Origin of the sequence: Pseudomonas sp. CFBP 13719 (genome assembly GCF_014842095.1) — a bacterium.
Taxonomy (GTDB): Bacteria; Pseudomonadota; Gammaproteobacteria; order Pseudomonadales; family Pseudomonadaceae; genus Aquipseudomonas.
This window is the reverse complement of the sequence record NZ_JACYVB010000002.1, coordinates 724,269-750,631: the sequence shown is the minus strand read 5'-3', so window position 1 is coordinate 750,631 and position 26,363 is coordinate 724,269. Positions and strand designations below refer to the sequence as shown.

Genomic DNA, 26,363 nt, shown 5'->3' with positions numbered 1-26,363 from the left:
GGGAAATTGACCCCGGCCATCCACGCGAGGAAATCCGCCATGACTCAACAAGCCATCCAAGACACCGCTCCAGCCTTCAACTGGGAAGCTGAGGCCACCGACGGTGACGACTTCGAACTGAGCGCAGAAGCTGCTGAAGTGCCACTGGCCTGCAACCTGGGTGAAGAGTGTACCGCTTGTCAGTAGGGTGGCATCTAGCTCATAAGCTCTGAAGCGTATACATTGAGTAACCAAAAAACCCTCCGCGCCCATTAGATACAGGCAATCGGGGGGTTTTTCTTGTCCAAGATCATGTATAGGAACCTGACAATGTCCGAGCACTATCAGCCGCTGTGTACCGTCTGCGATGAACCGATGGTTGACGGTCAGGCTTTCAATGGCCTCAAGCGCGCCCATTGGGATTGCGCACCGGGGGAGCCCAAGGCCACAAGTATTCTGTCATCGATCGTGCCCATGCCCTCGGCCCCCAAGGCCCCCGTGGATCCTGACGCTGCAAGACAGGTTGATAGGCCTGCTCCACGTGCGCCCGAGAAGGGGCCTACCTCAGAGAATGTGCGCCTGGCGTCCCAGTTTGAAGACGCCCGCAAGGTTGAGTCGCGGCCATGGGTGGAAACCTGGCGCAGACCTGTCAACGGCAAATCCAGCATTGGCCTTGAGTGCCCATTCTGTTTTGAAATCATCCAGGCCTTTGTCTGGTCACTGCCCAACGGCAAGCGCTGCACCTGCGGGGCTTTGCATGGGCGCGAGCGATCCACCCACTGGGCGGTTCCTAAGGCTAGTTGACAATACATTGCCAAATCGTCAATTAACCTTTGAAGTTAAGAAATGGGGGGTATATCATCGATATGCCCCTTTTTTCATTCCTGGGGCCTTACGCCCCCGGAGAGCTTCCATGTCAATGTTTGAGCATGATCACCACATTCAGATGCACGCCCTGTTGATGTGGGCCAACTTCGTCGAGACCGGCGATGTCACCCTCAGCGCTGTCGACATGAACAACTGTGGTCGCAGCAAGGAAATCAAGCGTATTGATGGCAAGCAGGTGTTGTTCATCGAGCGCCTGCGTAATCTCGCATCGGCCCAGGCCAAGAACAGCCTCAATCAGATTGCTGCTGAACCGCAAACCCCTACCGGCATCTCGCTTAATGGGGTATGGACGCTTGAGGCGTCGGGGCATGTTTGCCGGGTGGGAAAGGTCAAGGTGGCTCAGGTGGCTGACGTCCAGGGCAGTGTTCTGGCGTTCAAGGGTATCGGGTACATGCCCAACATTCCAACTGATCTAGGTCAGCACCCAACCCTTAAAGAGGCCAAGGATTATGCAGATCGGGCTGTTCGTGCCTGGATCAACGCCCTGGTGGAGATGCCGGCATGAAAGCCAAACGAATCCAGGCGCTACGGGTAGTCGTGTGCGTGGCGCTGTTTGCCCTGGTATCCTTCGCACCCTGGGACAGGTCTGCAACCCCTTCGGCGCTCAACCAATTCGCAATCAGGAGTCAGTGATGCTCAATTTTCTCAAGGCAAGCCCGAAGCCACAGGCGCCCACCATGGTCGAGATCTGCACCTTCTACTCTGTGCAGCGACTGATCTCCAAGAAAGCCATGGAGCCTACGCCTAATCTGCGTTTCGGCCAGTTCTTCGACCTGGATTACATGGGTGCCAGCGAATATGAGTATGGGGCCTTCCCAGGCTTCCTGCGTGATGTGCATGCCAATCGAGACACCCTGGTCGGCACGCAGCTGCACATCAATGGCATGGACGTTTTTGTGGCGTACTCCACCCACAACAATACCCTGGAGCATGTGACGTGTGAGCTTTTTGCGATTGCTGAGGGCACGCGACGCACCCAGTGCGGCGCCCGATTCAAGATGCCTGATGCACCTTCGGCGAAAAAGCCGCGTAAAAACAGCGCTGCGGCCCGTGCTGCTGAAACCGAGTTGTTTTTTCGCGTTGACGGCTGGGCTGAAATCTCCCTGACCACCTTCTGGACAGTGCGTCCCATGACGCTTGAGCTCTACAAGCAGATCATTGCCAATTCGGTGGCCTACATGGACGAGCAAAAGCGGATCATTGCGGAGACGGTGTGATGGGCCTTAAGGCAAGACTGAGTCAGTACGGGCGTGAGGTGCGAAAGCTTCGTGTCGACAAGGACATGAACCTACGCCAGATGGCTGAGGCGCTTGATGTCAGTTCTGCCTACCTGTCGGCCATTGAAAAGGGCGACAAGCCGGTGCCCAAGCACTTCCCCCAAAAGGTCGTCGAGGCCCTTGGGCTGGCTCTGGATGGCAAGGAGCTGCGACTTCTAGAAGAGGCCGTTATCCTCGATCGTGGGTACGTCACCGTCGATATTGCCAAGGCATCACCCCAGGCGCAGACCGTGGCCATGCGGTTTGCCAATGCCCTGGGCGCCCTGACTGACGCGCAGCTTGACGCGGTCATGATGGTCATCAGTCGTAATGACCGCAACCGCGCACCAGCTCGCTGAATTTTGCCGGTGCCCCGTCCTGGGGTGCCTTTGGCTCTTCGGGCCTCTCGTGCACGCAATTAATGCATAAGTCGTTGTTTTTGTAATCAAAATCCTATATTTTGCTGGCACATTTATCGCATACAGGTGATAGGCAATCAAAAGGAGATCTGTGCCATGTTCAAGCGAATTTCGTTTTTCTTCGCCCTGCTGTTGGGCACGCTTCACCACCCTCATGATGTCGGCTCAGGTGCACACCTGGCGGTGCGTCGCAACAAAAGCAAGGCCCATGTAATTCACCATCGCCGCTGTCACTAATCGGTTGACCGTATAAACCCTTTTGGCTAATATTGTGGCTCACGCGGTTGGTGTCCATTCAGGATGCGCAGCCGCAGGGGGCCTTGAGGCCCCCTTCAGGCGCCCGTAGCTCAGCTGGATAGAGCATCCGCCTTCTAAGCGGATGGTCGCAGGTTCAAGTCCTGCCGGGTGCGCCAATTTCCTTTGCGGAGTTCACCGCATGAACATCATCAGTCTTGAAGAAGCGCAGCGTGTACTGAGCCAGTTGGGCTACCAGTGCCGGGAAATCAGCAGCCTGGTGGAATGCACCCATGGCACAGCCCTTACGCCAGGCGCTCTGCTGGAGAAGACGTTCAAAAGCGCCCAGCGCTGGGAAGCCTTCATTCGTAGCGCCAGACTTCGAGCTCTGGGCAGCGCAGGCTTCAGAGAGCCGCTGGGTGGCCCTGGCGGCATCAAGGGCTACCGGCACTTCGGCATGGAGTTCTGGACGCATTACGACGCCTCGTTCGATCTCGACAACACACACGAGACAAAGCTGCTGGAGTCCTACGCGGACGCTATGATCAGCAACCTCGAAGCACCTGCGGCCCAGTCGCTAGCCCAAGCTCCAGCACGCAAGCGGGCCTGATCACGTTTCATTCAATTCTAAAATAAATCGTCTTTATGGCCGGCCAGACGCTTGACGTCATTAGTATACCGGGTATACTAACCATCAAGGCCACCAAGAAGGCCTGGGCATTGACCCTACTGCATATCCAACGCGAGGATTTCTAAATGACGGACGCACACAAGCAAGTTGACGCTCTGACCGGCAACGTTCCTTCCATCTTCGGCCTGAGCGTCGATCAGAAGTTCGCTCTGGTACCCGGTAACGTGAAATCCGCCATGGGCTCCATTGGCACCAAGAAGGACATCTATCGCGTTGACCTGCGCAAGACCATTGTCATCGATGGACTGAACCCTCGGGTGAAAGATGCTCGCTACTGGGAAGGCATCGAAGCGCTCAAAGAGTCGATCAAGACTCACGGCTGGTACCCTGACAAGCCCCTGGCTGGCTACATCGCCAACATCAACGGCGAAAACGTCTGCGTGATCGTTGAGGGTGGTCGCCGCCGTGATGCCGGTCTGCTCCTGCTCAAGGAAATGACTCCGGATATGGCCGACCTGTATAAGGTTCCGGTCGCTCCGAAGGGTGCTGGCACCAGCGAGCTTGAGTTGCAATACGGCCTGGCTCAGGGCAACAACAACGAACAGTTCCGCCCGTACGAGCTGGCCATTCTGGTCAAGCGTCTGGCCACGGTTTACATGCAGGAAGATAGCCAGATCCTCAAAGGCCTTACCGGTCTGGTGTCGGCATCCTACCTGCCCAAGCTTAAGATGGTGGCGGGCGCTCCGGAAGAAATCGCGACCCTGGTGCTGAGCGAAGAAATGTCGGTCACCGAGGCCTTCAACCTGATGGTCAAGCACGGCGACAAGGCTGTGCAGGTGCTCCAGCAGGCCAAGGCAGCAGCAGATGCGGCGGGCTCCAAGAAGATCCTTGGCAAGCACATGCCGGGTCGCAAGATGGAAAACCTGCTCAAGAAGGAAAGCCGCTCCCTGTACGACGCCGCTCTGCTGGTCAAGAAAGACCCAGGTTTTGCGGAATTGTCCGAAGAGACCCGCGCCGTACTGGAAAACCTGATGCGCGAGCTTCAGGAAAAAGAAACCGAGTACAAGGCCAAAGAAGTGCCCAACGGCGCCGACGACGATGCTCTGGAAGGGGAGTTCACCCGCGCCGACAACGACGCGCCAGCGCTGACTCAACAAATCGCCTGATTACCCACACCTGATCGCCAGCCCTGCATTGCGGGGCTGACGTGTTTTAGGAGATGCCATTTTGAATTCACCTCAAGATCTGCAGGCGCAAGGTCTGGCCCTTCTGGATCAGCCAGCATTCGAAATCAAGCACGGGCCTGCGGGCCCTGGCGGTCTTCCGGTAAGGGCGTGGATCGAACCGCTGACCCCCGCTGGGCCTGACCGTCACCCGGCAGGCACCAAGCTGTATGTCAAGGCAGTCGCGCCGACGGTTCAGGGGGCTACCGACATTCTGAATGACGAGAAGCCTGGAGCCTGGGCGGTGATGATCATGCGCCTGGACGGTAACCCCTACTTTTACCTGGAGCCCACCCAGGAGCGCGCTCAATCGCGCCTTGATCACTGGAAGGATCGGGAGGTCATCTCCAAGCAGATGAAGCCTGTGCGAGTGCACGGCTTGACAGCCAGGGCCTTCGATGAGGCTCAGCACTACCGGGCCTCATCGAAAGCCTTTGCTCAGAACGCCATGGATCTTCAGGCCAGAATCAAAAAGCACGTGGCCCGTGAGCATGCGACGAGTTTAAAACTGGACGCCATCACCAAGGCCGTCCTGGCGTTGTCGCTGGTCTCGGGTGGTCTGCATCCGGAGCTGTGGCGCCAGGTGCACGAAGCGCTGGCATTGTCGACCGAACCGGTGGAGTAGTTGTCGGGCGTTTAGAGGCTGCCGGGTGTCCGGTGGCCTTGCAGAGGGGCGGAGTCGTACCTTCCAGCGAAGCTGGGCTTAGTTCGCAAGACGCTTGTTGTGCTTCTCATCAAGGTAGGCGAGCTGGCGAGCCGTTTCCTTGAGCATGTTCATGCGAACCTCGGTCAGAGCCTTAAGCATGGAGTCACAAACTCCAGGGCCGTATTCTTGAAGGTACTGCATGATCGCCTCGTGATGATCACCCAGTTTGGGATCCGCAGTTCCGGGCACCATCAACAGACAGTTGGCCTGGTAGCAGGTGCGAATGTACAGGTGACGCAGCTCGTGCACGACACGTTCAATACCCTGGGGATCCAGGATACATTCGTTGCGTAGAAAATCCTCTAGCTTGAAACGGAAATTCTTCTCGAAATTGGCGTCAGCATCATTCACCGCCACCTGTGAAAACTGTATAAGTGCTTCCATAATCACCTCGTCAATATATGGCAAAATACTTCCTAATGGCCGGCCCGGCAAGAGGAATTTGACAGCTATGCGACTTTTGATCAGACTTGCACACCTTCAGGTATGGGTTGGAGTTCATGATGCAACGGTTGAAAGACAGAGCGACCCGCGAAGAACTGTTTGAAGCGGATGAATTCGCAGACGACTGGGAAACCCATCAGGCTTGGCGAATCGAGCAGACCAAGCGGCGGGCTGCCGAAAGGCTGAGCATCCCTGTTGAATCCGTTCGGCTCACCTTTACCCACCGCATGCAGCTTGAGTTGATGAATCGTAAGCGCGAGCAGGCGATGTATCGCCCACAGGGAGTCATCACGGCAATCCTCCCTTCCTATGGGCAGGGCATCAAGTTTGTTGAATTTGAGGTTTCCTGGCTTGATTGCTGGGGCTATCCACACCGCAGCACCAAGAGCTTCATGGAAATCATCCTGAGTGCTACCGACGAGGTAAGCTACCGCAGGCAGTTGCGTGAGATCCGTGAAGCGCAGCAAAAGCTTCGGGTTCAACCCCTCGTCCAGTAAGTTTGGCAGCACCCCGTAAGACTCTGACGAGCAGGGGTGGTGGAGCGTGGCCTTCAGCGTGGCCACGCGACTGCCCTTGTGCTCTTCGGCGCAGCCGCTGCTCCAGAAATAGTGGCAATCCCCCTTAGCCCCTTGCCAGATTGAACACTTGAAGCGTGGCCTTCAGCGCGACAGCGCGCCTGCTTTTAGGCTTGTGACGTTGCTTTGAGGACAAAAAAACCGGAGCTTTGCTCCGGTCGGGGGTAATGCTTGCCAAGATCAAATTGCTCGGCGCGAGATCATTGATGCCTGAGTTCGAAATTCATTGATCTCACGGCGGCGCTTTTCGATGAAAGCCTCGCTGAAAGGGAAGTAATCCTGATTGCGCCAGCCGTGTGGCACAAAGGAGATCGGAACGATTCCACTGTCGCCCATCGAAACCTGCCAGCTGCGCACGTTATTGGCAAGAGGATCGGCGCCTTCGTCGCTGTAGGTTGCCAGCGCCATGCACGATTCCACCATGTTCTCAGGCATGCCCCAGGCTTTCATCAGCAGGTGGGTGGCCGACGCAAACGAGATCATGAAGACCTCGCTCGACAGCGACTCACGCGACAGATGGGGGTTCATCTGATGCAGCTGGACGAATCGCTGTGACTGCTCAGGCAGTACATGCATCAGCAGCAGCTCACCGAGGTTGTGCATCAGACCTACCAGGTAGGCGGATTGCGGTGATTGACCACCTTCCTCCCGGTGAACCTGTCCTGCGCCATAGGCGGAGACTAGAGAGTTGAAGCACGCATCCTCCAGCATATTGGCAAGGTCAGCCGTCACTCGGAAGGAGTTGGACACTGACGATTGCATAGCGTACTGCATAGTCTTGTTGACGCCCAGGCGGCTGACAGCGTTACGCACGTTGACAATCGGCTTACCAGCACTACCGCCAGCAGCTGCATTGGCCCAGGAGATGGTTTGAGCTGAGATCGGTGCGTCCTGCTCAATCACGGTCACCAGCTCATCCATGTCGAAGCTGTCCTGGCGCTGAAACAGGTCGATGATGCGCCGGGCAGTCTCGGGGAAGGGCGGAATCTTGCTGTCCTGAACGATCAGCTGGTCAATGCGCCGCTCATTGTAGACACCGATGTTCCAAGCGTCTTCATGGCTCACGCGAGTGTTGGTGAATTGCGTTGCAATGAGGCTGTCGCCAAGAAAGGCCTTGAAATCCTCAATCGTGACGCTGACAAAGTGACCCAGCTTGCCAGTAGGCAGCACGATGCTTTCCATCTCAAGCAGGGACTCGTCGATATAGACAATCATCTGCTCATTTAGAATGGTCATGCATTCAAGCTTGCCCAGATCCAGCAGCGCTGCAATGGTACTGCGATCGTAGACCGCGAAATCCTTGATGATCTCAGGGTAGTTGCCAGGGGTCAGGTAGGCGTTTTGTCCAAGCAGGACAATCGCAGGATTGCCTTCGGCCCGCACAATGTAGGGTGAAACTGGATGACCGTGTGGCGGACGAGGGAGGCCCTTCGGAAGCTCCGTAAAGGGGACTGCGTTTCGACTCAAGATCAAGTCCAGGGTATGCATCTGATCGTCCTACTCTTTTTCAATAGATGCGAAATATATGACTCCTATAAGGCAGTGTCAAATCGGTGTAGGGAGAGGGATTCAGCCCCGATGAGCGGTACACAGCTTTTTGCTATAAATTGACAAATATTTCGTGCATTCGCGTAAACTCCGTTGCTATGTTGAAACTATCAGATCGGCAGATGAGCGACCTGCACTCGCCAAGGTGATGTGCTAGGATCGTCGCAATCTGGTCAACGGATAAAATACAGAGGCCAACAAGAATGAGCAGTAAGCTGAACGAAGTCCCCCGCCAGGATGCCAACAACCGCCGCTTTCGCGGTCTGATCCTCTCGGGTCGTGCCGGCATCGGCAAAACCACCAGCCTGATGGAAATGGTGAGCCCGGAAGAGAAGTTCGTCCGTATCCCAATGGCGAGCCGTACCGCAGAAGACTTCGGTGTCTACCCGGTGCCTGACAAGCAGAAAGTGACTGGCCTGGATGGCACCGAGCGCGATGTCTGGACAATCGCTCAGCCACTGATCGAAGCTCAGATCGTTCCCCTGCTCAAGGAGAACATCGGTTCGGGCTACGGCGTTCTGCTGCTCGACGACGTGACCCTGGCTGACCCCCGCCTGCAATCGGGTCTGCTCGAACTGGTTCAGTTCGGTCGCATCGGCGATTTCGAAATCGGCGAGAACGTCCTGGTTGCCATGACCGGTAACGGCATCGAAGACGGTTGCTCCGCTGTTGAGTGGAACAAGGCTCTGCTGGGCCGAAGCATGCTGATCAACTACGAGCCGGACTTCGACGCCTGGATCGACTACCCTTGCAACCGTGACCTGGATCCATCGGTTATCGGCTTCCTCAAGGAAAACGGCGGCTTCTTCGCCCCAAGTGCTGGTAACACCCAGTACAGCGACGAAAACGGCAAGACCCCTTCGCCTCGTGACCACACGGCGCTGGGCACCGAGCTGTCCCAGAAGCACGGCGGTGTTCGCAACTTCAAGCCAGGCTTCCTGTGGAAGAGCCCAACGCAGTTGGCTGAATCGATGTCCGGCAAGCAGTTCGCCACCGCCTACGGCCAGTTCATCAGCCTGCTGATGGAGTACCCAACCTCCGAAGAGCTGATGGAAGATCCGACTCGCTGGGATCGTCTGGACGCAGCAAAGAAAAACAACATCGGTTGCGTTTTCGCTGTCGGCCACGCACTGCGCAGCAACTTCATCCGCTTCGCCAACAAGCTGGAAGAAACCCACGCTGGCAAGCCGAAGGATCTGGACAACGCTCGCGAGAAGCTGGTCAAAAACGTTCTGCACGCCACCGCGTCGATGGCTCAGAGCCGTCGTGAAATGGCTGCCTTCATCTTCCGTCACATCGTGTCGGAACTGCAGACCAAGAACGAAGGCCGCAACGACAAGACCCGCGACACCTGCGTTACCAAGCTCAGCGCCTGGGTGTACCGTCTGGATGGCAAGCAAGACGACCACATCGACTCGCTCGAACTGGACAAGGTCTTCGAGTCGATCCGCACCATGGGTCAGGTGTAACAAGACCCAGCAAGAAAGCCCTCTTCGGAGGGCTTTTTTCGTTATGGGCCATTGCCCTTTCCCCCAGGCTTTTGATCTTGCTTTTCATGGGGCCATTCAGATGTGCTGCCCTCGCTGTTGCTTTGGCGGTGGCTCTGGCTTTCAGAGGGCCATTTGGCTCAAGCTCCTCGCCCTTCGCTCCTGTCCTTGTCCCTGCCTTCCAAAGGCCATTTGGCATGACCAACCCATCGGATGCCTGCACACAGGCGCCAAAGATGAGTTGGAGGAGCCCTGTGGGGCTAAAGTACTGCGGCTCTGCGAGCCGGATGGTAGTTCTATCCTATTGAAGATTAGAATCTTGTAGATTCATTGTACTTTTTGTTGGGAAGAGCAGAGGTGAAGTGTGTGTTTGGGGGTTGCAGGGGGCGGAGCGCTGAAGTGGCCAAAAGCGGCTCCCAAGGCGCAAAAGCGCAAAGCCAAAGCGAAAACCCCACACCCTGATCCGTTTGAAACTCGGGTCAGTGTCGGACAACAAGAAGGGGAGAGCGCCTGCTGAAGGTCATCGCCAAGGCCCTGTGAATCCAGGCCCTCTCCCTCCCTCTCACTTTTCCGGGCAGTGTCGTACAACGATGAGTGGAACCACTCCCACAACCGCAATTTATGTCAAAAAGGAGTAGTATGGTTAAAAGCGCCCATGACACACTGAATCATGGAAAAGTATCTGCAAAGGTTCTGATGATGAGTAAGGCCAACCCAGCGAAAATCAAACCGGAGATGACGGACGCGAAGGTCTATGACCAAGAATTCGCGACCCTGATTCGCCTCACCCTGCTTGAACTGCGTAACCACAGCCCGTTCCTGGGCGTTCTGGCGACAGAGATGTGGATTGCCGGGCCGACCGAGTCGGTGCCCACTATTGCGGTTTCCCCAAAGGGCACCGTGGTCTACAACGAAAAGTGGCTCAAGTCGCTGACGGTTGGCGAGATGATCGGCGTGCTGATTCACGAAGCACTCCACGTGGCGCTCGATGCCTGGGTTCGATTTGCTGGCAAAGACATGCGCATTGCCAACTGGGCGCACGACTTCGCGATCAACGACATCATCAAGACCACCCTGCCTGAACTGCACCTCAAGCGTAAGCAGTCGGCAGCGCGCACCATCAAGATCTCCCTGCCTGATGGCGGTCTATACGACACCAAGTACTCCGGCTGGTCGGGTGAGGAGATCTACGTTGACCTGGACAAAATGGTCAAGGAAAAGGTAGAGCTGTACAAGAACCACATCGAGAACGCTCTGCGCCAGCAGGCTCAGTCCCAAGGTGGCGACTACGACCGCGAGCAGCGTATCAAGGAAAAGCTCAACGAGTCGATGGTGCGCGCACTCAAGGAAGTTGGCGCCAAGAAAGACGAGATTCGTTCGACCTTCGAGCAGATCAAGCTTCAAGCCGAGCGTGACGACTACCGTAACTTGCTGGCAGACCTGGACGGCGGCGGTAGCCTGACTCATGGCATCAGCGAAGACGACAACGTCAACAACCCGCTTGCCAATCAAGATCAGAAGGGTTCGGGCAAGGGTAGCTGGGACAACAAGAGCGGCGACAAGAAGGATCAGAACGATTCCTTCAATCACCGTGAGCAGCAGCCTGGCGATGATCAGTCTGCTGACGGCCAGCCACCTGCGGCTGAACCAACCGATGCTCAGAAGAAGCACCAGGCAGCCCTGGACAAGCTTGCTGAGGGGTTGGGTGATTCGGTCAACGACTACATGCAACGCGAATACGATCGCCTGAGCGCCGAGGAAGACGGCGAGAAGCCAGAAAACAGCGCCAAGGAAAACGTTGAGGAATTCCGCGACGACCTGGACAAGGCCGGCGACGAATACATCGACACGGTCACCAAGGAAGGCCTGGAGGACGAAGCGTCCAAGAAAGACGAGCCAGAGAACGACGAATCCCAGCCAGGTCAGCCAGGCGAAGAGGGCGACAAGCCTGAGAATGGTCAGTCCGATCCTTCCCAGCAGTCTCAGGAGCAGGGAGCTGACGGCCAGCCGGGTGAGCAGGGTGCTGATGGTCAGCAGCCAGGCGATCAAGGTCAGCAGGCTGATGGCAATGAAAGTGGTCAGCCAGGTGGTAATGATCCGGGCGATTCCGGTGAAGGCAACCAGCCAGGGCAGGGCAATCAGCCCGGTCAAGGGCAGGGCGAAGGCAGCGAGCCAGGTCAAGGCAATCAACCAGGCCAGGGCAATGGGCAGCCGGGTCAGCCGGGCCAGGGTGGACAGCCATCTCAATCGAGTCAAGGCGGTCAACCCGGTCAGCAGGGTGGCCAACCCGGTCAATCTGCAGGTCAGGGCGGTCAGTCCTCTCCTCAGGCGGGCCAAGCGTCTTCGGGCGGTTCTGATCAGGGTCAGCCTTCTAACGAGCAAGGCGGTCAGGGCGGCGAAGGCCAGCCTCAGCCAGGTCAGGAAGGTCAGGGCAGCGAGCAGGGCAGCGAGCAGGGCCAGTCGCAGGGTCAGGGTGCCTCACAGCAGCCAAACGAGCCCCTGTCGAACCAACGCGCCCAGAACAACGTGGCCGACCAGCTTGAAGCCATGGAAAAGGAGATGCAGAAGGCTCTGCGTGGCGAGGAAAACGGTCTTGGCCAGGAAGGCAAGATGGGCTCTGGCGAGAACATGGCTGATCAGAGCGCCTGGGAAAAGGCAATGCAGGAAGTGAGCAAGCAGATTGGCGCAGGCCAGCTGCAGGGCGACATTCTGCTGGACGACGACGAAATCGAAGGTAACCCCTTCAAAGGCGAATCGCCCGAGAAGACCCAGGAGCGTCATAAGCAGACCTTGGCCAGTGCTGTTCAGACTGACCGTCAGCAAGGTGGTCATGGCTGGGGCAAGCTGCCGGGATGGGCTCAGGCTCAGATCGAAGGCATCCTCAACCCACCGCTGACGTTCGATCGCCACATCAAGAAGGAGATCGGCAACTACGGTGCCAAGACGCTGACAACCTTCAAGAAGCCGAACAAGCGCAACTCTTTTGCGCCGAACCGTCCTCTGCTGCCAGGCAAGAAGAAGAATGAGTCGCGGGTCTACATCCTGATGGACACCTCCGGCTCCATGTTCAACGCAGACGACCTGGACAACCTGCGGATGGCCTACGGCCTGATTCGTCGCCTGGCGACCTCCAAGGGGCTTGAGGTGCTCGTTGTGCACTGTGACGCCGACGTGACCCGAGTGATGAACACTCGCGAAGTGATGGCCGAGATCAACTCCAACACCTTTGGCCTGCACGGCAAAGGCGGCTCGGACTTCCGTCCAGGCTTCGAGTTCATCTGGAACGAGATCCGCCAGAACGACCCGTTCTACGGCGCTCCGGTCATCGTCTTCACCGACGGCGGCATCACCGTGCCTGAAACGGTACCGCGCAACGTGCGCTCTTCCACCCTCTGGGTGACGGTACAGGGCGAAAGCGCTCCGACCGATAAATGGGGAACCCACGTGATCATGGACGGCATCGGCAGGAGCTGATTGCCCGGAAATGACAGACCCCGCTTCAGCGGGGTTTTTGTTTTCAATAGATACACAATCCGCGATTTAGAGCTTGCGGGGGTCTTTCAATGCGGGAAAAGGCCGCAGGTCTGATAGTCACATTTGCGTCATGACAAAGCCCGTGGGGGTTGCTAGGCTTGGCGCCGGACATTGCTGCGAACTGTGTCGATTCTCATTAAGACTGCTTGGAAGTCAACGGCTTAGCCCAAAATTACTTCGCAATATTACGGTTAAGTGTGTAGAATGTCCTCTCACTTGTCCCGCCGACAGATGGTGTCCAGGGCTGTTCTGCGCCCACCCAGGCTGCCGCGCTCGTAGTAGATGACGCCTGCTCATGGTTTACCTTCTCTTCCCCGTGTTGTTGCTGCTGACGATCCACTTGCAGAACTTGCAGGTGCGGTACTACGCGACCCGTTATTCCACCTCTTCGGTTCTGAGCCTGTCGGGCTTCCTGTGCCTGGCCGGGTTCCAGCTCTATCGAGACGCGCCCCTTGATCTCCCCTTCCTGACTGACCCCAGGTTCTGGATCACCCAGGCGGGGCTTCTGCTGTTCATCAAGGTTCAACTCAAGGCGCGCAAGCTCAATGAGAAAAACCTTACCATATTCAACATGTCGAGCTTTATGGTCGATGCGCTGGTGCCATTCACCTCGATCATGGTCGTGTGGATGTTCAGCCTGCAGAACACCATTGAGGCTGATGGGCGCACCTGGATTGACCGCTGCGTCATGAGTGGTCTGATCGTCATGCTGCTGGCGCTGTTCTATGTGCGCAAGGTGCAAAGCCGCGAATGCGTCAGGCCAGATCTGCTGATGTCCAACTGCGTGCTGGGATCAGTGGTGTTGATGATGCAGGGTAAGCTCATCCAGGAGTACGACCCCTACCTGTTTCAAATGGCCAGCTCCCTGGTGATGTTTGCCGTGTTCTGCGCCTTGAGTTTGCGTCGTCGAGAGTACAAGAATTTTGCGGTCAAAAACCTGAACGTCAAGAGCGTGCTTGAACTGGTGTTCTGCCACTGCGTGACGCTGTTGATGATTCTGGTGATCATCACGCAGATCCCGGCTGAGAACTACACCATCGTGAGAAACAGCGGCCTGGTATTGGCCAGCTACGTATACAGCCAAGTTGTTCAGGGCAAGAAGCAGTACAACCTTCAGGACTGTCTGATCCTGTGCGGGATCATCTCGGTAGCCTTTCTACTTTGAATGAAAGGGTTTATCGGGTAATTGACAACACGAGTTACCCGATAATTCCCCTTGGCCAATATCCCATCAAGGCGTCTTTGCCTACAGCCCCAGGTCTTCACCAAACACTTTGTCGACACGATCGCCGAGCTTGGCGACGTACTTGCGATCACCTGTCACCCGGTACAGGGCGTTCCAGTGGGATCCTGTCGTGCAGAGGGCTTCTAGTGTTTCAATCGGCTCCCTGCTCAAGAAGTGATTGAGTTGCAGCAGCTTAGATTGGGATTGCCAGCCCTTGGGGTCATCACCGTAGTGGGCAGCGTTGTCCAACAGCATGGGCAAGTACATGGCCTGCTTCTGCTCGGTCGTCATGGCAAGGTACTGGGCCTTGAGTTCTTCCGGAGGCCGGTTCCAGTGAAGATCATTGCTGGCAGGGGAAAATTTCAGCACCCCCTTCATCAAGATGTCGATCCGCGATATCCCAGCCTTTTCCATGTCTTCGATCAGGTTTGCAATGAGCTGTTGCTGGTCGGTCTCTATAGCGTTGACCTGGCGGCAATTGACCCCGAAGTGGCCCAGATACTCATTTTGGTAAGTGTTCAGCGCCGGCAGATAGCCAGGCAGTGCCTTGAGTTGATGATTGAGCGCTTGTATGGCTTCGTAGTTGATGCCTTCAAGCGGCTGAAGGGTTACCGGCTTGTTGGGGTTGATGAGGGGAACGTGGTCATACAGCGCCGTGTACTGATTGCGGATCCTTGAGTCCATCTCCTGAAAGGAAATCTCGCTCGGTGGCTTGCCAATATGCTCGCGAATCGCAGACAGGGGGTTGTAGGGTACTCGGGCCAGAGCAGAATGGATCGTCTGGGGGTCTTCTTTTTCAATCACAGCAAAGGCCTGAGCATTGTCGTCGGCCACTGCCTTGAGGGCCAGGTGCATGGCACTGACTGAATAAAGCTTGCAGAAGGTCTTGAGGTCTACATCGGCCTTGCGGGTCAGCTGGTCAACCAGATCAAGCTCAAGGCCTGCGGTCAGGTCTTTGATATGAGCGGTCACCGCTCCCAGCGGAACGTTGTCATTGGTGATATGGGGTGCCAGGGGGCCAATGTCTTTGAGCAGCGCCAGCGCCACCGTCATGATGAGGAAGTTGTCCTTGAGCACGAACTCCCCCTGAGCTTTCCGGGCGCCAGGGTAGTTGTCGATCAATGTGCGAAAGGTATCCTTGAGCTCAGTGGGCGCCACTTGCTGAGAGACCAATTTGAAATAGGTCAGGGCTTCATCCTGAAGCTTCCCTGTGCGCAGGGTTGCCTTGTCAAATACTACCCCTTCACCCGGTCGGGCGTAGCTGGGCAGCCAGTCGATCGCTGTCATCGAATAATCCTCATGTTTGTACCAGCATAGCGGCTGCGATGGGGCTGGAAGAAGCCCCAGGCGCTACAAACCCAGGTCTTGAGAGAAAACAGCGTCGATCCTGGTCGAGAGGTGATTCAGGTACTTGGAGTCCTGGGTGGCGCGGTACATGGCGTGCCATTTGGAAGGGGAATCGCAAACTTTCTCCAGGGCATCGCGGGGTTCCTGGAGGATCAGGTGATTAAGAATGAACAGCTTGTTGTGATGCGACTGAGAGTAGGGGTCATCGCCCACGGCTGCTGCGAGCTCCACCAGAAGACTGCGGTAGAGGGCGTGTCGATGCTCCGGGGTCTCGTTGAGGTAGTTGGCCTTGCCGAACCCCTGATAGCTCATGATCGGCACGATGACATCCGCCATTGGCGCGCCGGAAGCTTTGAAATCGTCCAACAACTGCTTCAGCAGGTTGAGTTGTTCGGCATCGAAGGTCAGATCCAGTGTTGCATAGAAGCCAAACCGGGACGCCATATCCAGCGTTTCTTCACGCAGCAAGGGCAGATAGCCCGGAAAGACCCTCAGCTTGTGGTCAAGTGACTGGATCTCCTCGAAATGAATATATGAGGACGGCTGTAGTCTCGTCGGCTTGTTGGGATTGATCTGGCCGCTGTGCTCATGAAAGGCGGTGATCTGGTTCCTGAACCTGAGTCGCATCTCGTCGTGGCTGATGACCATTGCCCCTTCATCATGCTGTGCACGTATGGCGGACAGGGGGTCATAGGCGATGTGTGACAGCGCGTCCTCCATCAGATATGGCCCTTCCTGAGCAAACACCTGGTAGGCGGCAAGATCATCGTCTGAGGCCACCTTGAGCGCCAAGTCCTCTTGGCTAACATTGTAGAGATCACAGAATTGGCACAGCTGGTTAGGGCCTTTGCGGGGCAGCATCTTGACCAGGTCGACCTGGGTGTGTCGCGCCCACAACCTGATGAAGCCGTTGATTCTTTGACGGCTGACTTTGCCATCGTTCAGGTGTGCAGCTATGGGGCCCAGGTCGACGAGCAAGGCAAGCGCCACGGTGGCAGACAAAAAGCTGCCCCTTTCGGGAAGCTTTCGATACCCCTTGCCGGCGTCAGGATCGGCGTCGCGCAACATCTCGAACGTGTCTTCGAGGTTGTCATCCCCATGGTGTTCAGCGACCCACATGAAAAAGGCCAGGGCTTCGTGCTGAACCTTGCCCTCGATCAGATTGCGTTCGGCGGCTTTCGTGGAATCCAGGCTGACATCGCTGTTGGCGCGAACGTAGCTGGGAAGTCCTGGGTAGGTGGTCATCGGATGTTGCCCTCTTGTCACTATCAGCATACCGACTGCGAGGGCAAAGCGGGAAGGGCGGGGTCAAGCAGGGTTGCGCTGCTCCAGCATCTCGATTTTCAAGATCTGGCAAGGCATCAGTACCAATTTATCCAAGCGCAGGTTCCCCATCAGGTTGGTCAATACCTCAGCAGCTTCGCTGGTGCGCATCACATCCCGGTCAACCTCAATGTCTTTGGAAATTCTCCTAAGCTCCTTGGCGACTTTCTCCAGGTCGCCTGCCATGGCATCAAGGGTGCTGACCAGCATGTCAGTCTTTCGCTGGGAGGCTGATGGGTGGGATTTGGCCTGCTGAGCGCTCGTGGTTTGGGTTTGATCATTCATGGATAGAGCCCTCATTCTGGATTGCAGCGCCAGCAGCGATCGGTTTACAGCCTTCCGTGGTAGCGATACAGCTGGAAAAGCCCTGAAGACTCACAATGGCCAGGTCGATCTTGTTTTTGACACACGTCCTGAAATATTTCTCGTTGCCGGGAGCATCCGAATGACACTGCAGGGCCGCTGCAACAATGACTTCGCTTACTCCGTCCTTGCTGGTCTTGGGTGCCGGCTGCGGGGCGCTCTGGGTTGTGCAGCCAGAGAGCACGACAAGTGCTGAAAACAAGCCAAGGGCGATGAATCGGTTCAATTTAGAGTACATGGTCACGCTCACATGCCTGAGTATTCATTGGACGGGAAATTCCAGTCCTCGGTAGTGTTGGGGTACATGCGCGGGGATTCCGGCAGCTTCATGGTCTTGCGGATCTTGTTCAGCGCGCTGGTCGAGAGCCACAGATTGATCCCGAACTTGCAGCGTTCGATCCAGGGGTTATTGAGCTTCCACGCGACAGGGTCGATACGATCGAGAATGGCATTGCCCCGGTAGTCCTGATCGCTTGCCCAGTGCTGAAGCACATCGGGGAGCTCTGAGACCTCAAGGCCGGTAATCAATGCCAGGTCGTGCACAGTTTGCGGGGCGATGTTGACAACCCAGGAGGCGACAGCACCGTTGTAATAACAGTAAGCCTTTGAGTTGCTCCAGCCGCCATTGAGCGAGACGCCGTAACGGATGTAGGAAATGTTCTTGTGGTACCCGGCCAAGTCATAGAGGGTTGCCAGGCGATAGCGCATCACGCCTTTGGCCGTACGGTAGGTGCCATTGATGCGGTTAGGGATCTTGTCGCCCTCAACCTGCACGTAACAGAATTCCTGGGTGGCGAATGCAAACAGCGCGTCGGCGTTGGCCTCGATGCGATCCTTGAACCATTTTTCGATCTCAGCCTTGCGCTCATCGTATTCGATGTCGGCCAGGCGCTGAATTTCGGTCGCAAGGTTGGCGCGGGCCAGGAACAGGCGGTCGCTCAACAGCTTTTCTTTGTCGCCAAACGAGGCGCTGTCCAGGCTGTGGTACTTGTATTTGGGCTTCTCGCGATTGAAGACGTTGTTGATCTTGTCTTCGTACTCCTTGGAGCTGACCACAGTCGGCAGTGCTCCTTGCTCAGCGGTTCGCGGCAGGTAGGCCACCACATCGCCCGTGCTGAGCATGTTGAGCATCACAGGGTTGATCCGGGCCTCGTAGCGCTCAATCATCCATTCATTGTGATTGCCGCCCGACTTGCCCAAGGCCTTCGCCATCTGCTCATCAGGGTGGGCGACTTCCAGAACGGTCAATTCCTTGGCCTCGATGCCTTGGTACTGCACCACAGGAAGTCCTGCTTCAGAAGCCTGGTTGAGCAGGGCGTCCTGAACCTTGACCATTTCACCGGTATAGGAAAGCTGCTGAGGGGCAACCGGGCGGCGCCAGAAGCGCTCCACGATCAGCTCGAACATCAGGGTGATCCAGATGATTTCAGGCGCACCAAGCTCCTTGATGGCGCTCAGGGGAAAGGCTGTCTGGTTGATCGGGGCGATGGCGTTGCCAAATTCCTGCTTTTCGATCCAGAGTCGGTTCGATTCCTCGTCGTACTTCCAGTTCATGAGGTTGTAAGGAAACCAGTTCTGCATGATCCGCTTGCCGTATTCCTTGTCAGGGCGGCGCGACATGTACTTGGCCAGGGGGTGAGCCTGCTCTGGAAGGTCTGACAGGGTAATGATGTGCCCGCCATTTCGAATGGCGAAGACAAAGTAGCTCTGGTAATCGTCAGGGGTGCGGATCAAGTTCAGCGAGACACCCGAGGGGCTGTTGCACAGGGCGCGCAGCATCGAGTTGATGTTCCAGAACTGAAAGACTTCGCGGTTGTAGGCTGGCTTGACGCTATCGGCCTCCGCAGAGCCATGGGTGAAGTAGTCCACCTTGAGTTTTTTCATCGAAGCCAGGGCGTCACGCCGCAACAGGGCAACGTCGTGCTTGTCTTCGATCAGCGCCATCACCTCGTCGGTGTCGGCCTGGTAGTGGCGCACTGCTTGGCGCGTAACCAGCTGGAAATGAGCCAGGTCTTCGAGCATCTCCTTGTCGGCCAGCAGGGTTTGAAGCTGCTGGGTGCGGGATACGAAGTCCTCGACACGCGGGCGGTCGTTGAGCAGATCGGTCAGGCTGAAGTTGGTCTGGCCAATGAAGCTGTGGGCGTAGTAGCTCAGCATCAGGAAGCCGGTGATGTTGGTGTCATCAAGCTCCAGGGCTTCGTTGATGGACTCTGTCATCCGCAGAATATCGTACTCGCGAAGGCTGAAACTCTTCTTGGAGTCATCGAAATTGGTCAGTGATACCCAGAGGTTCAGCGCCTCAACCAGCTTTTCCTGCTTGTTCATGTCAGTGTCCTGGCGAGGTAGGGGCGTCTGGGCCCTGAGGGTGTTCAACGATAATGGAGTCGGGTGTGAAATGCACCTTGCCCAGCTCAGGCCGAATGCAGGGTGCCACGACGATGTAGCCGGTCAGGTCGACAGGATTTCCCGTGGCCACCTCGCCTACGCGGCACCATTGTTTGCTCACCGGCTCCCACTGGAAAGGAGCCGAAGTCCAGATGCGCTTGTCCCCGTCCACGTACGCCAGCCAGTAGATGCCGGCGTGCTTGAGTTCGTTGAAAGGGGGCAAGGGCCCAAGGACATCAGGATAAGCTTCCTGGATCCGGCGCTCACGTTCATTGCGGGGTGTGATGATGACAACGCTGAATTCGGTCATGGGACTCTCCATCTGATAAGGAGAGATTAGCGATATATTGACCATTTGGCAATGATTAGTGATGAAATATCATCATGATTGTGATCAATGACTTTTTTAACTTTGCGGAAATTCCTGTGCCAGCCACTTTGATACGATTTCTTCCACATCCGGGTCATCATTGACGAATAAGGCTGCCGCCAGACTGCCCTCGCCGGTATCGGACAGTCGTTCGAACCAGGCCACGCCATCCCAATCATCTCCCTCATGCGAATGCATCGATGCGACTTCTTCGGCAGCACTTTGGGCCAAACCTAAAAGTGTCGCGTATCCAACTGCAACCAGGCTGCGATCCAGGCGCTCTTCGTTGGCCTGCGCGTAATTGAAAATGGCGTGAAGCAGAACACCCACATCCTCAGCATCTTTGCTGCGCTCATTGTTCAGGATCATGACCTTTTCCTTGAGTTGAGGGTTAATTGATGTGGTAGAGGTTGCCGCGAATTGCAACCATCTGGCTGCGTGAGCCACGCTTAATGGATCGGTGCTCGATGATGACTTGGTAGGACACTTGAGCGCGTCCAATCTCAACCATTTCGTTAAGCCTTTTCCGCGCCGTAGCCACTGAAACGCCTTGTTGTGTTGCGTACTGAGCGACTGTGGTATCCATCAAATTCACCTAGTGAGGGTATTTGCGTCTCGTCATGCATATTAGTTCTGTTAAACAGAACTAGTCAACCTCTTTTTGACCCCATCCTTATTCAGGATGTCCCCCCATTTCTGAATGCTGTAAACCGGGCCAGTCTTCACGATACAGGCACCTAACTCGCGATTAAGTGCTGTGACATAAGTGTCGATGTTGCCCTTGCTTAGCCCTGTCAAAGCAGCCACGCTGGCGGCGGTCGGTGTGTCGAGGTGGTCGATGGCGGCAATTGTCACCAATAGGCGACCAGCATGGCCTTTGGGATAGAGGGGAACGCCATACTCATTGACGGGTAGCGGGATCATTGGTGCACCTCCAGTTCTGATAAACAGAATTCTGAGGGGTGCTCTCATGTTTGTCGAGCAGTTCCTGCGGGGGTGGTATGCCCCAATGGGTCACTTTAGAGCCCCAGATCGCTGCCAAGGCACTTGTCGATGGCACTGCCCCTCGAAGCCATCAAATAGGCCTTGTTGCGGGTGATCTTGAAGACAGCCGCCAGCGACTCGTCACTTTCGCAATGAGCGGCGATGCTCTCTGCAGAAAAGTGGCTCAAATAGTCCTGGTAAATGACCGCGTACAGCTCTTGGTTCATGGCACTCAGGGAGCCGAGGGTGGACAGGGCTTGCTTGAGGTCTATCAGGGGGGAGCTCTCGTCACTGCTCACCAGCGCGTGGGAGATGATGTAATGCGACTCCACCCCTGCGTTGAGAAACGCTCTGGAGGCTGCGTGAAAGCCCTCAAAATCCAGCGTTTGGGTAACATGCATGGCGGTGAGGGAGAAGAATTTCTCCACCAGGCGGTATTTGTCGGAGTTGACCCTTTGCGAGAACAGGGGATCCTCGTAGGCATGGGGAATGTCGGCGAAGGTAGCACGCTGAAGGGATGAGTCATGATAGGGCTGCAAGGTGATCACTTCTTCGGCACTAGGCCTTAGCCAGCCGATTTCATCCTTGTAGACGCCTACGAACAGTTGGCGAAGGTTGGTCATGCGATAGAAGAAGAGGTCTTTCTCGGACTGCTCGTCGTGGATCAGCGCCCTGTGGATCTCAGAGTCCTTCTGCTCGGGGAATTGGGTCAGCGTGTTCAACGCAATGCTCACATCCTTCTTGGGGTCATCGCCTGGTAGCGTGTTTCTGAACACGTCGAGGTTGTCGTGTGCAACCGCATGCAGTCGCACGGTGCTGAGCTCAACCATGTAGGCTTGACGGGCTGTCTGGTAGAACTCACGCCCCGGCAACGCTGCGAAAGCCTGTAGAACGTCAACCTTGCCCTCCTCAGGCAGGCTCGCATTGATGCCGCTGATGATTGAGCCCAGGTCAAAGGAGTTCTCATCCATGTATCCCTGATACCGTGGCACAAGCACCCCAGTGGTCTGGGAAGGGATGCACAGCGCCATCGAGACGGCAAATCGCATCCGATCGCGGTTGTCGTAGTCACTTTCCCCTAATGACAGGATCGACAGAGCTTGTAAGGCCGGCTCTTTGTCATCAAAACTCATCAGCCATTCTTCGCACAGGCGCGCCACGTCAACAAACTCGTCTTTGAGGAAGTAGCCCTCTTTTTGGCTGCGGTAGAACGCTTCAATTTCAAGACTTGGGAACATGGGTAATCCTGGATAGGCTGAGGCAGGGTCTTACACTTCATTGATTACAGTATGGTGGGAAAGAGCGAGGGTGTTCCAGTTTGATCCCATTTTTTTCATATTGCAGTTGTCATAAGTAAGACTGGTGTATCTGCATTGTTATTGACTGATTAACGGTATATTGACTAATTGGCAATTCATGGTGAAAATCAGCGCCGGGGCCGGGGCTTTTGTGGTGTCGCTCCTTAGTGATTGACAGAGATACTTTCGGATTCGAGTGGCATTGCCCATTCGTATTTATTTTTTATAGCAAAAGGGCGGGGAACCATGATGAGCACAGAGTCGATTGAATGCCAGATGGCTCCAAAAAACCTTATTTCGGGCGTGCGTACAGCAGCAAGAATCAAAGCTGCTGTCATTGGCGCGGCGGTGGCGCTGCTGAGTGGATGTAACGGCATCCCCGTTGCCTATTTATCTGACCCTGTTTTTGATCAGGCATTCATTGTCACCTCGGGTGCGCCACTGCCCATGATGCTGATGGCCACTGCAATTCAGTGGAACGATGAATATGCGGTGACGGCCAAGCACACGCCTTTTTTGAAAGATATTGTTCATGAGGGTCGTGGCGATCTGGTCTTTTTCAAGCACAAGGCTGAGCATGCACCTCAGTGGCGTGACTCTGTTCCGGGTGAAAGCGTGACGGCTGTTGGCTTCAACAGCTTGTACATGCCCGTCAAAGGCCAGGGGCATGCGATGTCTGCGATGGTCAGGCTTGATGCAAAGGATGGGGTCTTCTACTCAACGCACGATGGCGCCACCGTAAAAGGCATGTCCGGAGGGCCTGTGTTCTCAGAGGATGGCAAAGTCGTGGGGATCACCATCGCGTTCATCTCAAAGGGTGAGGTTTCCAAGCTCAACAGACCAGACCTTGCCAGCAGTGAGCGGGTGAGCGTTTACATGCCTTACAGCGAAATCAACAGGGAGTGGAGACGCTTTGAGAATAAAATGGCCAAAGCTCAGCCTGGGCCTGTTCCAGCGATGTCATCAGTCGATTCCCCAGCAGCACTCGCAGTTGCTAGAATTGAATAAACACTGTTGGAGTCGCCCAGTTGAAAATCCCATTGGTTATTGCCTCCGAACTCTGGCACGTCGGCGATCTGGACAAGAACACACAGGGCCAGCGCCAAAGCTTTGAGGGCAATCTGTTCTCCGCATCCGCCTGTCCGAGCGCCTGGATGGGCATTGCGCGCCTGGGTGGTGGCAAGTACTACGCCCAGAAAGGCGAGGTCATGTTGATCGATATGCTGTCGGCGCTCAGTGATCCGTCTTGTGAGCACTTAAGGCTTGCTGTGGAGCAATGGGCGGTTAAGCGTCGCCTCATCGAGCAGGGCATTACATACGTGGTGGCCTACCATGACTGTGAGGCTGACGAGGAGGACGCTCTTCGCGAGATGCATTTTGAAACGGAAGCTGAGGCACTGCTGGAGGCCGGGGAATACGAGGCTGATGTGGAGCCACGGGCAATGTTGCTGGCCACAGAAGCCCTGCTCAAGATCCACAACCTCACCGGAGGTCACGCCAGCGGCGGTATGGAATACGCACTGATCGAATGGGTTCGTGAACACCTGGTGGGCGCCAGCATGATCAAGGGCGTGTATTGGGACGAGAAGCTCGACGAGCTGGGTCTCTCAGCGCCCAGGGCTGGCATGTTCTCCACACAGGGGTTTGCGCAGCAAGAGCACCTGCCAGACGATGAAGACTGCCTGTCGGCTGTCGACTTTGTCACCATGGAGCGTTACGCGGTGTTGAACCCCAAGAAGGGGCACGAGGACACCGGGATGAGCCTGTAGAGCCAGCTCTCATCCTGGCTTGTTCATGCATCAGGGTTTGGTGCTGCTGACCGTAATGACCAGCTTATAGGCGCACAGATTCTGCCCGCTCCCCTGAGGTGGGCACTGACCAAACACCAGATCCTTCGATTCGCCTTTCTTGACCATTGCCGCGCTGGAAAAGCCGTTCCGGTGCATCCTGGGCGTCTGGACGGTAGCGGTAGAGCCAGGTGTTGCCTTGAGCGAAAAGCCGTTGAGTTCGGCCACTTCCCCTTTGATCCTGAGAAGCACGGTGTCTGGCGCTGTTAGCTGAGATGAGATCTGCAGGGTCAGGCCGCTTGCCACTGACGCGGCGAGAAACCCCAGTTTCCCATTTTTGTACGTGGCTCGATCGACGTACCCGTGCTCGACAAGATCATCAAGCTCGACCGGAGTGCCGACAGCGGAGAGATTGGCCATCGAGAACGACGATACCAATTCTTCACCTCTGTACAGATTTCCCACCAACCCGACGCTCGGCGCTGTGTCTGCCTGGACAGACAGGGCCTGGAACAAGACAAGGGCAGGGAAAAAGCGTTTCATGGACAAGCTCTGAGGGGACATGTTTGTGGGCGAGAGATTAGGCATATATTGAGGGGCGGTCAATTGATTTGGTGCTCATTGCAATCGGATTTGGCCCAGCCTTTTTGGGAATTCTCTCAAGTCCTGCTGGGCGAGTGGCAACGCTCAGGGCGTGCAGAGGGGGGAGTCGTCATTTGGCCTTGGCCGAGCTGCTTTAAAATGCTCTAGTCCACGCAACGCCAGCATCTGATCGGCGTGATCCAAAGCCTCCCCATGCTCCTCAAGTAATGGCCACTCCCGATCAAAGGGGCTGGCGCTAAGGTCAGGGGCATTATCGACCACCAGGGGCGCCTCGAATCGGCCTTTGGCCTGCTTCAGGCTGAACAAACCTGATGCATCCAGATAGAGGTCTTGCTCGACGCGCACGGCGGCGTGCCGGGGAAAGCCTGCAGTGTAGAAGCCGTGATCGCGCTCAAGGCGAAACACCACCACGGGCAGGCTGCTGATAGTGGCCAAGGCCTGTGCGAAGCTTGCACACTCGCCATCCAGGTAGCGATCCAGGATGTAACTGAGCTGCCACTGGGCTGCCTGCTCTTTAGAGTCCAAGGTCTGCTCCCATCACCAGGCTTCTGACCTGATCACTACCTTCCTGCAGCAATGCCTTGTTGCCGGTCACCAGATAGGCGCTTCGGGCATTGGCTGCGGTGCTGCACTGCTCAATGATTTCACTGGCCGTGAACTGACCCAGAAAAGCCTTGTAGGCGGCATGGTAAAGCGACAGATCGTTCTCCTCCAGGTACACCAGCTTGTTCAGCGCCTCATGAAGCGACACAGGGGAGATGCCAGCATTCAACTTGCAAGGGCCGTGGGTGATGATCTTGATGGGGTCAATACCTGCTCTCAGGAAGGCCTCAGTGACATCGGTAGCCGCCTCCTGGTTAACCTCGCTGAGGGTGCGCTGCCCGATAGGCTCGAAGAATTGCTTGATGTGGCCTGCGGGATCCTTCATCACAAGCGCTGCAAAGTTGGGTCGGTGATGGGGGGCAGTGGTGGCCTCAATGTTGATCCTGTTGAGCAGCAGGCCTTTGCCTGGCTTGAGGGTAATCCCCATATCGTCTGTGCATCGCTCGTAGCTCACACCATTGGTGAATGAGGAAAAGTCGGTCAGCTGGCCTCTCATGGCTTCCAGTTGATAGAGCAAAAGACTGGCTTGTGCATCAGGCGTGGTCATCACCGCCTGGTGAATTTTGGAATTTGGATCGATTGGAAAGGATGACAGGGCGATGTAGCTCTGATGAAGCCCTCGGGATGGAAGCGAATCAAGGGACTTGGTGAACACATCGAGGTCATCCCAGGCCACAGCGTTATGCCTAAGGTCACCCAGCGCGATGCGATAGCTCTTGGTGGCCACCTCATAGAGGTCAGCAGGAATATTTCGAAAGATCGACATCAGGTCAATCGGACTGTGTTTCTCATTCAGATTGGAGAGGGCAGACACGTTCGTGCCGATGTCATGTCCATTGGCAGCAATGAACTTGCGATATCGATCAAGCAGCAGGCCTGTTTCCGGCGAGGGGTTGCACAGCGCCATGCTCATTGCGAAGTACATTCGCTTGTCGAAGTCCTTCCTGCTTTGGGTGCATAGCGCGCCAATGGCGTCGACCGAAGGATCCTTGGTGGTAAAGCTCAGAAGCCATTGCTCGCACAAGGCGCCCACCTGCTCGAATTCTGTACCCGTTGGCGCCCAATCTGGGCTCCAGTGATCCAGATAGGCTGATTCGATCTCAAGGATTGGAAACATCGGGCGACCTCGGACAACCAGGGCAATCACCCTG

At 56.0% G+C, this 26,363-nt stretch carries 30 protein-coding genes and 1 tRNA gene; 16 read left to right on the top strand and 15 right to left on the bottom strand.

Going from position 1 to position 26,363, the window contains the following annotated elements:
- The first annotated feature begins 39 nt into the window (after positions 1 to 39).
- The 10 genes from IFT57_RS09275 (at position 40) to IFT57_RS09235 (ending at position 5,255) form a co-directional block, all read left to right on the top strand.
- Complete coding sequence (locus tag IFT57_RS09275) at positions 40 to 186, top strand: hypothetical protein (protein ID WP_163020450.1); 147 nt, start codon at positions 40 to 42, stop codon at positions 184 to 186.
- A gap of 706 nt (positions 187 to 892) precedes the next feature.
- The gene (locus IFT57_RS09270) at positions 893 to 1,372 is read left to right on the top strand and encodes a hypothetical protein (RefSeq protein ID WP_122530733.1); all 480 of its coding nucleotides are present in this window, start codon (positions 893 to 895) and stop codon (positions 1,370 to 1,372) included.
- A complete protein-coding gene (locus IFT57_RS27110; protein WP_274605184.1) occupies positions 1,369 to 1,500 on the top strand; it encodes a hypothetical protein in 132 nt (43 codons plus the stop codon). Before IFT57_RS09270 ends, IFT57_RS27110 begins: the two co-directional genes overlap by 4 nt.
- Positions 1,500 to 2,084 (top strand): hypothetical protein, encoded by a 585-nt coding sequence (locus IFT57_RS09265; RefSeq protein WP_192151252.1) that lies wholly within the window; start codon positions 1,500 to 1,502, stop codon positions 2,082 to 2,084. The genes IFT57_RS27110 and IFT57_RS09265 overlap by 1 nt, the downstream gene beginning before the upstream one ends.
- Complete coding sequence (locus tag IFT57_RS09260; RefSeq protein ID WP_122530737.1) at positions 2,084 to 2,482, top strand: helix-turn-helix domain-containing protein; 399 nt, start codon at positions 2,084 to 2,086, stop codon at positions 2,480 to 2,482. The genes IFT57_RS09265 and IFT57_RS09260 overlap by 1 nt, the downstream gene beginning before the upstream one ends.
- 156 nt (positions 2,483 to 2,638) lie before the next feature.
- Entirely contained in the window at positions 2,639 to 2,779 is a 141-nt protein-coding gene (locus IFT57_RS09255; protein WP_163020451.1) for a hypothetical protein, read from the top strand.
- Between the two features lie 99 nt (positions 2,780 to 2,878).
- A tRNA-Arg gene (locus IFT57_RS09250) sits at positions 2,879 to 2,955 on the top strand.
- Between the two features lie 23 nt (positions 2,956 to 2,978).
- A complete protein-coding gene (locus IFT57_RS09245; protein ID WP_192151250.1) occupies positions 2,979 to 3,386 on the top strand; it encodes a hypothetical protein in 408 nt (135 codons plus the stop codon).
- A gap of 146 nt (positions 3,387 to 3,532) precedes the next feature.
- Positions 3,533 to 4,573: a hypothetical protein gene (locus IFT57_RS09240; protein WP_122530739.1), complete on the top strand. Its 1,041-nt coding sequence runs from the start codon at positions 3,533 to 3,535 to the stop codon at positions 4,571 to 4,573.
- 61 nt (positions 4,574 to 4,634) lie between these two features.
- On the top strand, positions 4,635 to 5,255 hold the full coding sequence (locus tag IFT57_RS09235; RefSeq protein WP_192151248.1) for a hypothetical protein: 621 nt from the start codon (positions 4,635 to 4,637) through the stop codon (positions 5,253 to 5,255).
- Positions 5,256 to 5,333: 78 nt separating this feature from the next.
- Here IFT57_RS09235 and IFT57_RS09230 read toward each other — a convergent pair whose 3' ends face one another.
- Complete coding sequence (locus IFT57_RS09230; RefSeq protein ID WP_122530743.1) at positions 5,334 to 5,720, bottom strand: hypothetical protein; 387 nt, start codon at positions 5,718 to 5,720, stop codon at positions 5,334 to 5,336.
- A gap of 119 nt (positions 5,721 to 5,839) precedes the next feature.
- On the opposite strand from IFT57_RS09230, the gene IFT57_RS09225 reads away from it, so the two are divergent.
- Positions 5,840 to 6,277, top strand: a complete 438-nt coding sequence (locus IFT57_RS09225; protein ID WP_122531661.1) for a hypothetical protein — start codon at positions 5,840 to 5,842, stop codon at positions 6,275 to 6,277.
- Between the two features lie 258 nt (positions 6,278 to 6,535).
- Here IFT57_RS09225 and IFT57_RS09220 read toward each other — a convergent pair whose 3' ends face one another.
- The gene (locus IFT57_RS09220) at positions 6,536 to 7,843 is read right to left on the bottom strand and encodes an aminoacyl-tRNA deacylase and HDOD domain-containing protein (RefSeq protein ID WP_192151246.1); all 1,308 of its coding nucleotides are present in this window, start codon (positions 7,841 to 7,843) and stop codon (positions 6,536 to 6,538) included.
- Positions 7,844 to 8,106: 263 nt separating this feature from the next.
- On the opposite strand from IFT57_RS09220, the gene IFT57_RS09215 reads away from it, so the two are divergent.
- From IFT57_RS09215 to IFT57_RS09205, 3 genes are all read left to right on the top strand, one after another.
- Complete coding sequence (locus IFT57_RS09215; RefSeq protein ID WP_122530747.1) at positions 8,107 to 9,372, top strand: ATP-binding protein; 1,266 nt, start codon at positions 8,107 to 8,109, stop codon at positions 9,370 to 9,372.
- A 717-nt stretch (positions 9,373 to 10,089) separates the two neighbouring features.
- Positions 10,090 to 12,864, top strand: a complete 2,775-nt coding sequence (locus IFT57_RS09210; RefSeq protein ID WP_122531662.1) for a DUF2201 family putative metallopeptidase — start codon at positions 10,090 to 10,092, stop codon at positions 12,862 to 12,864.
- A 355-nt stretch (positions 12,865 to 13,219) separates the two neighbouring features.
- Positions 13,220 to 14,089: a hypothetical protein gene (locus IFT57_RS09205; RefSeq protein WP_122530748.1), complete on the top strand. Its 870-nt coding sequence runs from the start codon at positions 13,220 to 13,222 to the stop codon at positions 14,087 to 14,089.
- Positions 14,090 to 14,170: 81 nt separating this feature from the next.
- Here IFT57_RS09205 and IFT57_RS09200 read toward each other — a convergent pair whose 3' ends face one another.
- From IFT57_RS09200 to IFT57_RS09155, 10 genes are all read right to left on the bottom strand, one after another.
- Entirely contained in the window at positions 14,171 to 15,436 is a 1,266-nt protein-coding gene (locus tag IFT57_RS09200; RefSeq protein WP_192151244.1) for a hypothetical protein, read from the bottom strand.
- Between the two features lie 63 nt (positions 15,437 to 15,499).
- On the bottom strand, positions 15,500 to 16,741 hold the full coding sequence (locus IFT57_RS09195) for a hypothetical protein (protein WP_192151242.1): 1,242 nt from the start codon (positions 16,739 to 16,741) through the stop codon (positions 15,500 to 15,502).
- 63 nt (positions 16,742 to 16,804) lie between these two features.
- A complete protein-coding gene (locus tag IFT57_RS09190) occupies positions 16,805 to 17,104 on the bottom strand; it encodes a hypothetical protein (RefSeq protein WP_192151240.1) in 300 nt (99 codons plus the stop codon).
- The gene (locus tag IFT57_RS09185; RefSeq protein WP_163020452.1) at positions 17,097 to 17,420 is read right to left on the bottom strand and encodes a hypothetical protein; all 324 of its coding nucleotides are present in this window, start codon (positions 17,418 to 17,420) and stop codon (positions 17,097 to 17,099) included. Before IFT57_RS09185 ends, IFT57_RS09190 begins: the two co-directional genes overlap by 8 nt.
- A gap of 8 nt (positions 17,421 to 17,428) precedes the next feature.
- A complete protein-coding gene (locus IFT57_RS09180) occupies positions 17,429 to 19,507 on the bottom strand; it encodes a hypothetical protein (protein WP_192151238.1) in 2,079 nt (692 codons plus the stop codon).
- A 1-nt stretch (position 19,508) separates the two neighbouring features.
- Positions 19,509 to 19,877 (bottom strand): hypothetical protein, encoded by a 369-nt coding sequence (locus tag IFT57_RS09175; RefSeq protein ID WP_122530760.1) that lies wholly within the window; start codon positions 19,875 to 19,877, stop codon positions 19,509 to 19,511.
- Positions 19,878 to 19,973: 96 nt separating this feature from the next.
- A complete protein-coding gene (locus IFT57_RS09170; RefSeq protein WP_122530762.1) occupies positions 19,974 to 20,306 on the bottom strand; it encodes a hypothetical protein in 333 nt (110 codons plus the stop codon).
- A gap of 22 nt (positions 20,307 to 20,328) precedes the next feature.
- Positions 20,329 to 20,523 (bottom strand): hypothetical protein, encoded by a 195-nt coding sequence (locus IFT57_RS09165; protein WP_163020453.1) that lies wholly within the window; start codon positions 20,521 to 20,523, stop codon positions 20,329 to 20,331.
- Between the two features lie 50 nt (positions 20,524 to 20,573).
- On the bottom strand, positions 20,574 to 20,861 hold the full coding sequence (locus IFT57_RS09160) for a hypothetical protein (protein ID WP_122530764.1): 288 nt from the start codon (positions 20,859 to 20,861) through the stop codon (positions 20,574 to 20,576).
- A gap of 95 nt (positions 20,862 to 20,956) precedes the next feature.
- On the bottom strand, positions 20,957 to 22,159 hold the full coding sequence (locus IFT57_RS09155) for a hypothetical protein (RefSeq protein ID WP_122530766.1): 1,203 nt from the start codon (positions 22,157 to 22,159) through the stop codon (positions 20,957 to 20,959).
- A gap of 507 nt (positions 22,160 to 22,666) precedes the next feature.
- On the opposite strand from IFT57_RS09155, the gene IFT57_RS09150 reads away from it, so the two are divergent.
- Positions 22,667 to 23,227: a S1 family peptidase gene (locus IFT57_RS09150; protein WP_341477853.1), complete on the top strand. Its 561-nt coding sequence runs from the start codon at positions 22,667 to 22,669 to the stop codon at positions 23,225 to 23,227.
- Positions 23,228 to 23,247: 20 nt separating this feature from the next.
- Positions 23,248 to 23,988: a hypothetical protein gene (locus IFT57_RS09145; protein WP_122530768.1), complete on the top strand. Its 741-nt coding sequence runs from the start codon at positions 23,248 to 23,250 to the stop codon at positions 23,986 to 23,988.
- Positions 23,989 to 24,018: 30 nt separating this feature from the next.
- Here IFT57_RS09145 and IFT57_RS09140 read toward each other — a convergent pair whose 3' ends face one another.
- The 3 genes from IFT57_RS09140 to IFT57_RS09130 all read right to left on the bottom strand — a co-directional run bounded on the left by IFT57_RS09140 (position 24,019) and on the right by IFT57_RS09130 (position 26,359).
- Positions 24,019 to 24,549 carry a hypothetical protein gene (locus tag IFT57_RS09140; RefSeq protein WP_122531664.1) on the bottom strand — a complete coding sequence of 177 codons (531 nt, stop codon included), beginning with the start codon at positions 24,547 to 24,549 and terminating at the stop codon, positions 24,019 to 24,021.
- Between the two features lie 144 nt (positions 24,550 to 24,693).
- Complete coding sequence (locus IFT57_RS09135) at positions 24,694 to 25,134, bottom strand: hypothetical protein (protein ID WP_122530769.1); 441 nt, start codon at positions 25,132 to 25,134, stop codon at positions 24,694 to 24,696.
- Positions 25,124 to 26,359, bottom strand: coding sequence for a hypothetical protein (locus IFT57_RS09130; protein ID WP_122530771.1), 1,236 nt, complete (start codon positions 26,357 to 26,359; stop codon positions 25,124 to 25,126). The genes IFT57_RS09135 and IFT57_RS09130 overlap by 11 nt, the downstream gene beginning before the upstream one ends.
- Positions 26,360 to 26,363 lie beyond the last annotated feature (4 nt).